This window comes from Pseudomonas sp. SDO52101_S400 (assembly GCF_054071635.1).
Genome location: NZ_JBSVWF010000005.1, coordinates 91,092 through 102,571 on the forward strand (window position 1 = coordinate 91,092; position 11,480 = coordinate 102,571).

The 11,480-nt window shown below is 58.3% G+C and carries 10 protein-coding genes; 4 read left to right on the forward strand and 6 right to left on the reverse strand.

What is annotated here, in order from left to right:
* The first annotated feature begins 27 nt into the window (after positions 1-27).
* Positions 28-924: a hypothetical protein gene (locus ACW9HX_RS03655; RefSeq protein ID WP_457379533.1), complete on the forward strand. Its 897-nt coding sequence runs from the start codon at positions 28-30 to the stop codon at positions 922-924.
* A gap of 48 nt (positions 925-972) precedes the next feature.
* Here the strand turns inward: ACW9HX_RS03655 and ACW9HX_RS03660 are convergent, their stop codons facing one another.
* From ACW9HX_RS03660 to ACW9HX_RS03680, 5 genes are all read right to left on the reverse strand, one after another.
* Complete coding sequence (locus ACW9HX_RS03660; RefSeq protein ID WP_039769212.1) at positions 973-2,136, reverse strand: type III PLP-dependent enzyme; 1,164 nt, start codon at positions 2,134-2,136, stop codon at positions 973-975.
* An 846-nt stretch (positions 2,137-2,982) separates the two neighbouring features.
* On the reverse strand, positions 2,983-4,137 hold the full coding sequence (locus ACW9HX_RS03665; RefSeq protein WP_085685646.1) for an osmoprotectant ABC transporter ATP-binding protein OsmV: 1,155 nt from the start codon (positions 4,135-4,137) through the stop codon (positions 2,983-2,985).
* The gene (locus ACW9HX_RS03670) at positions 4,134-4,787 is read right to left on the reverse strand and encodes an ABC transporter permease (RefSeq protein ID WP_457379534.1); all 654 of its coding nucleotides are present in this window, start codon (positions 4,785-4,787) and stop codon (positions 4,134-4,136) included. Before ACW9HX_RS03670 ends, ACW9HX_RS03665 begins: the two co-directional genes overlap by 4 nt.
* A gap of 13 nt (positions 4,788-4,800) precedes the next feature.
* Positions 4,801-5,694 carry a glycine betaine ABC transporter substrate-binding protein gene (locus ACW9HX_RS03675; protein WP_457379535.1) on the reverse strand — a complete coding sequence of 298 codons (894 nt, stop codon included), beginning with the start codon at positions 5,692-5,694 and terminating at the stop codon, positions 4,801-4,803.
* 21 nt (positions 5,695-5,715) lie between these two features.
* Positions 5,716-6,405 carry an ABC transporter permease gene (locus ACW9HX_RS03680; RefSeq protein ID WP_457379587.1) on the reverse strand — a complete coding sequence of 230 codons (690 nt, stop codon included), beginning with the start codon at positions 6,403-6,405 and terminating at the stop codon, positions 5,716-5,718.
* Positions 6,406-6,762: 357 nt separating this feature from the next.
* Here ACW9HX_RS03680 and ACW9HX_RS03685 point away from each other — a divergent pair, with 357 nt between their 5' ends.
* The 3 genes from ACW9HX_RS03685 (at position 6,763) to ACW9HX_RS03695 (ending at position 10,130) form a co-directional block, all read left to right on the forward strand.
* Positions 6,763-8,346 carry a peptide chain release factor 3 gene (locus tag ACW9HX_RS03685; RefSeq protein WP_096818886.1) on the forward strand — a complete coding sequence of 528 codons (1,584 nt, stop codon included), beginning with the start codon at positions 6,763-6,765 and terminating at the stop codon, positions 8,344-8,346.
* A 134-nt stretch (positions 8,347-8,480) separates the two neighbouring features.
* A complete protein-coding gene (locus ACW9HX_RS03690) occupies positions 8,481-9,716 on the forward strand; it encodes an MFS transporter (protein WP_457379536.1) in 1,236 nt (411 codons plus the stop codon).
* Between the two features lie 156 nt (positions 9,717-9,872).
* The gene (locus ACW9HX_RS03695) at positions 9,873-10,130 is read left to right on the forward strand and encodes a hypothetical protein (RefSeq protein ID WP_457379537.1); all 258 of its coding nucleotides are present in this window, start codon (positions 9,873-9,875) and stop codon (positions 10,128-10,130) included.
* A 97-nt stretch (positions 10,131-10,227) separates the two neighbouring features.
* Here the strand turns inward: ACW9HX_RS03695 and ACW9HX_RS03700 are convergent, their stop codons facing one another.
* Positions 10,228-11,334 carry an ATP synthase beta subunit C-terminal domain-containing protein gene (locus ACW9HX_RS03700; RefSeq protein WP_457379538.1) on the reverse strand — a complete coding sequence of 369 codons (1,107 nt, stop codon included), beginning with the start codon at positions 11,332-11,334 and terminating at the stop codon, positions 10,228-10,230.
* Between the last annotated feature and the right edge of the window lie 146 nt (positions 11,335-11,480).

Below are 11,480 nucleotides of genomic sequence, written 5' to 3' on the forward strand. Positions count from 1 at the left end.
GGTTCGTGATGATCCATGGAGAACACCATGCTTGATTATCTACTGGCAGAAAAAAACTTTGTTTCACTCAAACATTACATAGACCTGATGAATGCCTTGCCCGATGTGCTCGCCCAGGTTGAGAAATTTTCAGCCAGCTTCGAGCGCTCGGGGCATCAGATGTTGCGTTCACCGGATGCAGAGGCGTTGCGACAGGTTGCAGTTGCTAATGCATGCAGCTGGCAAGTGATTCTGATGATGTTGCCGCAACTCGGCGCATTGACTGCTCAGACGGTTCAGGATCTCGAAACGTTCAGTCGAGAGTTCCGCCAAATGTCCGCAGACCCCGTCAATCGCAAACGACCACTGTCGCAGATTGATCCACAGCAGTTCAGCATCGTCAGGTCACCTGGTTGGGCAGCGCCGCCACGCGACATGATGGATGTGATGCGCGAAATGGATGCTCGGCTGGAGCGCTGCAAGCAATCTGTGATGCAGTTCAAGGAGACGGCGCGCGATGTCGGTGAGACGGTTCACAGCATTTTTGTACGGTTCATCGAGTGTCTCGGCCTGCCGATCTGCGCATGCCATGATGTCGGCATCAAGATTGAAGTCTATTACGCCCTGGGCAGGCTCGGCCTTCCTAACATGCAGTACAACCCTGAAGATCAGTATTCCGAGGAACAACGGCGGCAGATTGCAAGGGATCACCTGGATCGTCTGAACGGCCTTCGCCGCACGACGGGCAGTGCGGTAAATAATCTCAGTGACTTCTGTTATCGCATGGCCTACATGCTGAATGAAGCGGGTCGCGAACTTGGGCGAAGCTTTCCTGCGCAGAAGCTCGAGACTGCCCGGTATTCCTGGAATCTGGTGAGAGAGTCGATCTCGGAAGTGCAGTCGATGTCTGAACAACTGATTGAACTGTCCAAACGAAGAAAATAAAAAAAGCCCATGACATGTCATGGGCTTTTCGCGTTACGGGTAAGGTGCTTACACGTAAAACGACTTCAACGGGGGAAAGCCATTGAACTCGACTGCGCTGTAGCTGGTGGTGTACGCACCGGTCGACAGCCAGTACAGGCGATCACCGATCGCCAGGTTCAGCGGCAGGCCGTACTTGTAGTTTTCGTACATGATGTCGGCGCTGTCGCAGGTCGGGCCGGCGATCACGACTTCTTCCATCTCGCCTTTCTTCTCGGTCCAGATCGGGAACTTGATCGCTTCGTCCATGGTTTCGATCAGGCCGGAGAACTTGCCCACATCGGTATACACCCAACGCTCGACCGCAGTGCGGGACTTACGTGCAACCAGTACCACTTCGCTGACCAGGATACCGGCGTTGGCGATCAGCGAACGGCCCGGCTCCAGAATGATTTCCGGCAGGTCATCACCGAAGTCTTCCTTCAGGAAGCGGATGATTTCTTCAGCGTAGGTTTCCAGGCTGTTGGTGCGGGTGATGTAGTTGGCCGGGAAGCCGCCGCCCATGTTGATCAGCTTGAGGTGGATGCCGTCTTCTTCTTTCAGGCGTTCGAAGATCACTTTGACCTTGGCGATCGCGGCGTCCCAGACGCTGATGTCGCGCTGTTGCGAACCGACGTGGAACGAGATGCCATAAGGCACCAGGCCCAGGTCGCGGGCGAGGATCAGCAGGTCCATGGCCATGTCGGTCTGGCAGCCGAATTTGCGCGACAATGGCCAGTCGGCCGTGGTCGAACCTTCGGTCAGGATGCGCACATAGACTTTGGCGCCCGGTGCAGCCTTGGCGATGTTGCGCAGGTCGGCTTCCGAGTCGGTGGCGAACAGACGCACGCCCTTCTCATAGAAGTAGCGAATGTCCTTGGACTTCTTGATGGTGTTGCCGTAGCTGATCTGGTCCGGGCTGACGCCACGGCTCAGCACTTTGTCCAGCTCATAGATCGAGGCGATGTCGAAGCTCGAGCCTTTCTCTTTGAGCAGGTCGATGATCTCGACGGCCGGGTTGGCCTTGACCGCGTAGTAGACCTTGGCGAATTCGAAACCGGCGCGCAGGTCATCGTAGGCCTGGGCGATCATCGCGGTGTCGATCACCACGAACGGGGTTTCCTGTTTGTCGGCGAACGCCTTCATTTTCTGAAAGGTTTCGCGCGCGAAATAGTCTTCGACCTGGATCGACATACTTGGGACTCCTAGTGGCAAACGTCGTTAATCAATGGGTGCGAGGGTGTGTCATCAATGAATTCGCGAGTGCGTTGCGCCTGAGCGCGTGCCAGGCAAGGCGCAGGCCGCCGCTAATGGTCGCTCCCTTCGCAAGGCCTGCAACGAAGCATGGCGCGCGCTCAGGCACAACCCGAAGGGCCGGGCCTGCTTTTGTGCAGGGCTGCGTTGCTCATCCCTTATTTGGAACAACCTAACTGCGGGCCTCGCGCCTTGCCCTGCGCAAAAGCAGACCCGGCGCACTCGTGAATTCATTGATGACACACCCTCCTGAACGTCCTCCGTATCCCCACTTTGGTTCGCCTACTTCCCAAGGCATGTCGCCGAAAGCAAAAAGGCCATGGGTCGTTGCCCTTGGCCTTGCTGTCTCGTCGTCAGTACTTGAGCCGGATGGATCGTTTCCAGCATGGACGTTCGGCGCGAACTTTAGGGCGTGAGGGGCCTGAGATCAACTAAAAATGTCGCGTTTTTGCACGCTTCTGACGTGCGTCGCGGATATCACTCTTTTTAGCCGACCGAGATGACGGTCAGATGTTCCGCAATAATTTTCAGGTGTTAAAAATACCTGCACGTTCGATGCTGATGTGTGCCAAGTCATGGATAAGTACGATCACTTCAACATCGGCGACGTTGGCGGCGAGAAGGGCAGATGAGAGGGAAATTGCCGGTCAAGGCTGACAGAGTCGGCCGGGTTCGGCGCTCTAATGTGTTGATATTTCTTGCCGGCTCATCGTCGGCGAAAAAATCCCGGCCTTGAGGATCCGGCGGTCGAAAAAAAGGGCTGTCGAACAGCCCTTTTGCTTTTGATCAGGCCACCGCCTCAGCCGGTGACACGATATTGGTCTTCATCCCCCGCGAACGACCCGAACTCAGGTAAGCCGCAATCGACTCCTGAGTCACCTCGCCGAGGAACACCCGCTCGGCATCCATCACCGGCAGCCACGCTCGATTGAACTCGTACATCCGCGACAGCAGGATGCGCAGATGTTCGTCATAGGCAGCGGTGGCGTTGAACTCACGCAGGAACTGCGCACAGGTGCCGGTCTGACGATGCAGGTCGCGACGTCGTACATAACCCAGCGCCTTGTTCTCGGCGCAGGTGACTACCACATAGCGACGGTCATGTTCGTCCATCAACTCCAACGCATCGGCCACCGGAGTTTCCGGGCTCACGGATGGAGCGTTGTCCGCTGCGTCTTCCGCCTTTACCAGCAGCAGGCGTTTGAGGGTGCTGTCCTGGCCGACGAAGTTGCTGACAAAGTCATCCGCCGGATGGGCGAGCAGGGTGTCCGGGTGGTCGATCTGCAGCAGCTTGCCGGCGCGGAAGATGGCGATCTTGTCGCCCAGCTTGATTGCTTCGTCGATGTCGTGGCTGACCATGATCACGGTCTTGTTCAGCGCCCGCTGCATTTCGAAGAACTCGTTCTGGATCATTTCGCGGTTGATCGGATCGACTGCGCCGAACGGTTCGTCCATCAACAACAGCGGTGCATCCGCCGCCAGCGCACGGATCACGCCGATCCGTTGTTGCTGGCCGCCGGACAGTTCACGCGGATAACGATGCAGATACTGCTTGGGCTCAAGCTTGATCATGCTCATCAGTTCGCGGGCGCGGTCGTGGCATTTCTGCTTGTCCCAGCCGAGCAGTTTCGGCACCACCACGATGTTCTCTTCGATGGTCATGTTCGGGAACAGGCCAATCTGCTGGATCACGTAGCCGATGTTGCGGCGCAGGGTCACTTCGTCGAGGTCGGTGGTGTCTTCGCCGTTGATCAGGATCTTGCCCGAGGTTGGCTTGATCAGGCGGTTGATCATTTTCAGCGTGGTGCTTTTGCCGCAGCCGGATGGCCCGAGGAATACGCAGATTTCACCTTCATTGACGGTCAGGCTCACCGAGTCCACGGCTTTCACATCTTTGCCGTTGCTTTGGAAGGTCTTGCTGAGGTTTTGAAGTTCGATCATTTGAGTAATCCTTTTGGAGTCAAAGAGCGTTGCAGCCACTGCAAAAACAGGTCGGCGAAGATCGCCAGGAGACTGACCAACAGCGCGCCGACGATCAGCATCGACATGTCACTGCGGCTGATGGAGGCGAGGATCAGCACACCGAGGCCGCCGGCGCCGATGGTCGCGGCGATGGTCATCACGCCGATGTTCATCACCACGGCGGTGCGCACGCCGGCGAGGATCACCGGCACCGCAATCGGCAGCTCGACCATGCGCAGGCGCTGGCCGAAGGTCATGCCGATGCCGCGTGCGGCTTCGCGAATGCCCGGCTCGACACCGGTGAGGGCGAGGTAGGTGTTGCGCATGATCGGCAGCAGTGAATAAAGGAACACGGCGGTGATCGCCGGCATCGGGCCGAGGCCCTGGCCGAATTTCGAGTAGAACGGCAGCAGAAGGCCGAACAGCGCAATCGACGGCACGGTCAGCAACACCGTGGCGCTGGCCTGCAACGGGCCTGCGAGGCTCGGGAAACGAGTCATCAAAATGCCCAGCGGCACGCCGATGAGGATCGCCAGGCTGACGGCGACGCCGACCAGGGTGATGTGCTGCCAGGTCAGGTGCATCACCTGCTGCCAGTCGAGGTGGGAAAAGGCGTTCAAAAATTCCATGACTTTTCCTCCTTTAGTTCAGTGGATGCTGGCGCAGAAAATCGGCAGCGACTTTTGACGGACTCTCGTGATCGACATCGACCCGCGCATTAAGCTGACGCATGGTTTCGTCGTCGAACAATTCGGCCAGCGGCTTGAGTTGCTCAGCCAATTTTGGGTGGGCATCGAGATACGCCTGACGCACCACGGGTGCGGCGGTGTAGTCTGGGAAGTAATGCTTGTCGTCTTCCAGCAGCTTCAGCCCGAAAGCATTCAGGCGCCCATCGGTGGTGTAGACCAGACCGGCAAACACCTGTCCGTTGCGCAGTGCGGTGTAGACCAGCCCCGCGTCCATCTGCCGGATGTTCTGGCGGGTCAGGTTCATGTCGTAGAGCTTGACCATGCCGTCCAGACCGTCGGAGCGGTTGGCGAACTCGGTGTCCAGCGCCACCAGGTGATTGCTCTTGGCTTCGCTGCGCAGCACGTCGTTCAACTGGCTGATGTTGCTGATCTGCGGATATTCCTCGGCCACTTTTTTAGGGAGAGCGAGGGCGTAGGTGTTGCTGAATTTCGACGGCGTCAGCCAGACCAGACCTTTTTTCGCGTCGAGTTCTTTCACCCGGGCGTAGGACTGTTCGCTGTCGAGTTTTTCGGTGACATGGTTGTAAGCCACCAGCGACACGCCGGTGTATTCCCAGAGCATGTCCAGTTGCCCGCTTTCGTGGGCGCTGCGGGCCAGGTTGCTGCCCAGACCTCCGGTGATCTGCGCGTCGTAGCCTTTGCTGCGCAGGTATTGGGCGGTGATTTCCGCGAGCAGGGTTTGTTCGGTGAACACTCGGGCACCGAGACGAATGAGCGGCTTTTCTGCCGCCTGGGCAAATCCTGCGAACAGCAGAGCGCAGCCTAAGATCAAGCTAAGTCGTTTCATGAATATTCCTTTGCCGAAGCCTTAAGACGGGCGCAAACCGCGTTCCAGCCAGAGACGGCTGGCGAGGGTGACCACGCCATCGAGCAGCAGGGCCAGCAGCGCGGTGCATGCGGCGCCGAGCAGCAGTTGCGGCTGATTGTTCAGGGCGATGCCAGGGAAAATCAGGCTGCCGAGGCTGTTGGCGCCGATCAGGAACGCCAGCGGCGCCGTACCGACGTTGATCGCCAATGCCACGCGCACACCGCCGATGATGATCGGCACGGCGTTGGGCAGCTCGACTTGCCACAGCACCTGACGCGGGGTCATGCCGATGCCGGTGGCGGCCTCTTTCAGCGAGCCCTGGACGTTTTTCAGGCCTTCATAGGTGTTGCGCACAATCGGCAAAAGTGAGGCGAGGAACAGGGCGAAGATCGCCGGGCCGCTGCCGATGCCGAGAATCCCCAAGGCAATCGCGAGCACGGCCAATGGTGGCACGGTGTTGCCGATATTGAAGATCTGCATGAAGCGTTCGGCGCGGCCGACCATGGTCGGGCGACTGAGGAAGATACCGGCGGGGATGCCCACGACAAGGGCGGCCAGCATTGAAGCGAGGACGAGAATCAGATGAGCTTGCAGGTAAAACAACAAATCGTCGCGGTAGTGTTCGATCGTGTTGATGCCGATCCAGTGGACCAGCAGGGCCAGGAGCGCGATCACCACCGCACCTCCCATCAGCCCTTTGCCATAGCGGATAGCCACAGGCGGACTCCTTTTTTATAGTCGGCGAACGCCGTCCCGTGTGGCATGCCATGCCTGGCTGCCGGGAATAAACGTTCGCGAGAAGCAGCTCCCCCAGCACCGGCCAAAAGCGGTCTGAAAGCGAGCCATGAGCGCAGCCTCGTCAGGCTAACTTGCTGATTTTTCAGCCCCTGACGAAAAGTCGTAACAGGGGATGGACGTCTCCGTGCTTTAAAAGGTTCCCATCCGGGGCAGCATTTGGCCACCCTTAATGTGCTCAACGGTTCGGTTATTGCGTTGACTTGGGCTATAATCGCGGCCCTTTTTTGAATCACCGCCAGGCGATTTCCCATGACCAACCAGGCCGCCGAAGTCGCGAAACGCCGCACTTTCGCCATTATTTCCCACCCCGATGCCGGTAAAACCACCATCACCGAAAAGCTCTTGCTGATGGGCAAGGCGATTGCTGTGGCCGGTACGGTGAAATCCCGTAAATCCGACCGCCACGCGACATCCGACTGGATGGAGATGGAAAAGCAGCGGGGGATCTCGATCACCACGTCGGTCATGCAGTTCCCGTATCGCGAACACATGATCAACCTGCTCGACACCCCGGGCCACGAAGACTTCTCCGAAGATACTTACCGCACTCTGACGGCGGTGGACTCGGCCTTGATGGTCCTCGACGGCGGTAAAGGTGTAGAGCCACGTACCATCGCGCTGATGGACGTCTGCCGTCTGCGTGACACGCCGATCGTCAGCTTCATCAACAAACTCGACCGTGACATCCGCGACCCGATCGAACTGCTCGACGAGATCGAAGCCGTCCTGAAAATCAAGGCAGCGCCGATCACCTGGCCGATCGGTTGCTACCGCGACTTCAAGGGCGTGTACCACCTGGCCGACGACTACATCATTGTCTATACCGCCGGTCACGGTCACGAACGCACCGAAACCAAGATCATCGAGAAGCTTGATTCCGACGAAGCCCGCGCACACCTGGGCGACGAGTACGATCGTTTCCTCGAACAGCTGGAACTGGTGCAGGGCGCCTGCCACGAGTTCAACCAGCAAGAGTTCCTCGACGGTCAGCTGACCCCGGTGTTCTTCGGTACTGCACTGGGCAACTTCGGTGTCGATCACGTACTCGACGCTGTGGTCGACTGGGCGCCGCGCCCGCTGGCTCGCGTGGCCAACGAGCGCACCGTGGAGCCGGTGGAAGAGAAGTTCTCGGGCTTCATCTTCAAGATCCAGGCGAACATGGACCCGAAACACCGCGACCGCATCGCCTTCATGCGTATCTGCTCCGGCAAGTACGAGAAAGGCATGAAGATGCGCCACGTGCGTACCGGCAAGGACGTGCGCATCGGCGACGCCCTGACGTTCTTCTCCTCCGAGCGTGAGCAACTGGAAGAAGCCTACGCCGGCGACATCATCGGTCTGCACAACCACGGCACCATCCAGATCGGCGACACCTTCAGCGAAGGCGAAAGCCTGGGCTTCACCGGTATTCCACACTTCGCCCCGGAACTGTTCCGCCGCGTACGTCTGCGCGATCCGCTGAAATCCAAGCAACTGCGTCAGGGCCTGCAACAGTTGGCCGAAGAAGGCGCGACCCAGGTGTTCTTCCCGGAACGAAGCAACGACATCATCCTCGGCGCCGTCGGTGTGCTGCAGTTCGATGTGGTCGCCAGCCGCCTGAAAGAGGAATACAAGGTCGAGTGCTCCTACGAGCCGATCACCGTGTACTCCGCGCGCTGGATCGAATGCGGCGACAAGAAGAAGCTGGAGGAATTCTCCAACAAGGCTGTGGAAAACCTGGCACTGGACGGCGGCGGTCACCTGACCTACCTCGCACCGACCCGCGTCAACCTGGCCCTGATGGAAGAGCGCTGGCCGGACGTGAAATTCCGTGCGACCCGTGAGCACCACTAAGCGCTGATTGGCGACACCCGAAAGCCCACTGATAAAACAGTGGGCTTTTTTTTGCCTGTTGATTGAGTATGAGCGGGTCCATTTGATCCGGGTGCGAACCTGCGGCGAAGCATGATCAAGGAGGGATCAAGGTAATGACCGGTCGGTTGATTCATCTGCTGCGACTCGACGGTTACTTCAGCACCATGTCTTGGGTGCTGGCTGCGCTGTTGTTCATCAATCGCCTGAGCAGCATGGTCAAGCTGTTCATGGCGCTGTATCTGCGTCAGGAACTGGGCTTCGCCATCGAGACCGTTGGCTGGCTGTTGGCGGCGTACGGCGGCGGGCTGTTGATCGGTTCGATGCTGGGCGGCTTGCTCAGTGACCATGTCCGCACCGCGCGGCTGACGGCGGCGCTGTTCTTCGTTTCAGCCTGGGTGCTGCTCGGGCTCGGGTTGGTCACGCAGGTGCCGTTGCTGGCCGGGCTGCTGTTGCTCAGCGGTACGATCGACGGTGCGATCCGCACGCTGCATCAACGACTGATCATGGAATATTGCGAGGTTGCGCAGCGCCCACGGGCGCAGGCCTTGAGCCGTATCGCGCGAAACCTCGGGATGGCCGCCGCCGGCATAGCGGGCGGTGTGCTGGCGCAAACGGATTTTCGCTGGGTGTTCTTCATCAGCGCGGCGCTGACGCTGGTGGCGTTGCTCTGGTTTGTCCGCACGACCTGGCGGCGACCGATTCTTGTCCCGGAAGAAACGCCTGAGGCGCAGACCGGCTCCGGCCTGCCGTATCGCGACAAACCATTCCTCTGGCTGCTGGCGACCACCCTCCTGCTCGGCATGGCGTTCGACACCATCTACAGCACGCTCGGCAACTATCTGCGCGATTACTATCGCTTGAGTACCGAGGCCATCGGCTGGCAGTTCGCGATCAACGCAGTTCTTGTCGTGGCGTTGCAGATTCCAATCTCGCATTGGGGCGAACGCTGGGGCTCGCGCTGGCCATTGATTGCCGGTTGCGTGTTGCTGGCGGTCGGACTGGGCATGTTGCCGTTGGGGTCCGGCCTGTTTTATGCCTGCCTGTCGACAGTGGTCTGGACCCTCGGTGAGGCGCTGTTCATGCCGCCGCTGAATGTGCTGGTCATGCAGCATGCGCAAACCGGCAAAAGCGGCCAGTACTTCGGTCTTTTTTTCATGGCCTGGAGCGCGAGCGCGCTGCTGTCGCCAGTGCTGAGCGGGCAGCTTTACGGGCAGTTCGGTGGTCACAGCGTCTGGCTGGCCAGTGCGGCGCTGGCGCTGATGTCCGTGCCGCTGGTGTATCTGGCGACCCGTCTGCGGGCCGCGAGCAAGCAGCCCTTGCAAACCCGCAAGGCCGCTTCGCTTAGCTGATCCGGTTATGGGGTTTATTCGAAAGCGGTCTGTCCACCCGCAGCAATTATGGGCATTGGTTAGCGTCCTATCTGGTGAACCCGGCTGATCGGAACTAGATTTTATTCAGCGCCGGATCGGCACTCTGGCTTCAATCACGAAAGGATGGAAACGCTCATGAGCATTTTTCAACGCATAGTGTTGTTGCTTAAGGTTTTGGTGATGCTGACGCTTGGCACCACGGCGGCATGGGCGAGTACTGACGGCCCACCGCAGGGTTTCAACGCCGTCCATGGGCACGCGGCAGTGATCATGCTCGCCAAGTCCGAGTCCGAACCGGGCGATCAGGATCAGGGCGGCAGCAAGGACGATGACGACTCGACCACCGACGAGCCGGACACCGATGATCCGGATGATGGCGATAGCCAGACGTAGTGTGCAGGCGGTGCACATTTCTGACGCATTCGGGTTTTAGGTGGCCGGTGAGAAAAGGCGAAGCGTGGAGCTTCGCCTTTTTAGTTTCTCTGGGTGCTCAGCGTGGCTGGATTTCAGGGTGGCCAGCAATCAATTGGGTGTCCTCGAACAAGCCGACTAGGAAGGCCTCATCTGTCCATTGGTCGTATTGACCGTTGAGGATGCTTTTGCAGACAGCAATAGTGTTTTTCAGGGGAACGTATGTACCCGGGGTACCGATTAAGGTTTCAGCCACGTGGAGCGGCTGCGACAAGAAGCGCTGGATCTTACGAGCACGGCTAACCGTCAGTTTGTCTTCTTCCGACAGTTCGTCCATACCCAGTATTGCAATGATCTCCTGCAGTGACTTGTATTGCGCCAGCAAGGCTCGAACGTTACTAGCTGTTTTGTAGTGGTCTTCGCCGACCACGCCCGGGGCCAGATGACACGAAGTCGAGCCCAGTGGGTCTATCGCCGGGAAGATACCCTCTAAGAAGTGCTCTCTAGACAGAGCGACGGTGACGTCCAGATGGGCGAAGGTGGTCGACGGCGCCGGGTCGCTCAAGTCGTCCGCAGGTATGTAGATGGCTTGTACAGAAGTAATCGATCCCTTCGGCTCTCGCAGGGCTCCCATTTCTGTCGAAAGGGTCGGCTGGTAACCCACTGCCGAAGGTATTCGGCCAAGCAGTGCGGCGACTTCGTTACCGGCCTGGATGAATCTGGAAGGGAAAGGGGGATCGATTGCCAGCAGAACGTCGTGACCTTTGTCACATAAGTGCTCGGCCACAATAACTGCGGTTTCTACTGCATTTAAATAGGCTTTCGGTGAGTCGCTCTTTTCCGGCAGGACCACAGCCACATTTTTCGAAGCCATATCTGAACCGTTAGAGGGGGTTTCCGGCACGTACACTGCTACCGCACCAGATTTTGCAACGTTATTGATCAGTTCCATTATCAATACGGTCTTGCCAACCCCGGCCCCCCCGATTAAACCGACTTTACCGCCCTTGGAGAAAGGGCAAAGCATATCGATGACCTTGATGCCGGTTTCCAACATTTGACTGTTTCTCGAGTTCTCGCCGAAAGTCGCGACGAGCGGTCCCTTGCCGTCCACCGGTTTGCCTGTTGAGTCAATCACCCTGCCGAGAACCCTATTACCGAGTGCCGATTTTTGTTCATCGTTCATCGCCTGATACTCCAGATCCAACAATAGAGAGATTGAAAGCCGCGTCACGTGTCCTGAGTACGTGAAACCATAAGCCTGCCTCTCTCTATCGAGCACCTGTCATAACTGACAGTTGTTTAGACCGTTGTGCGATAGCCCGGGATTTT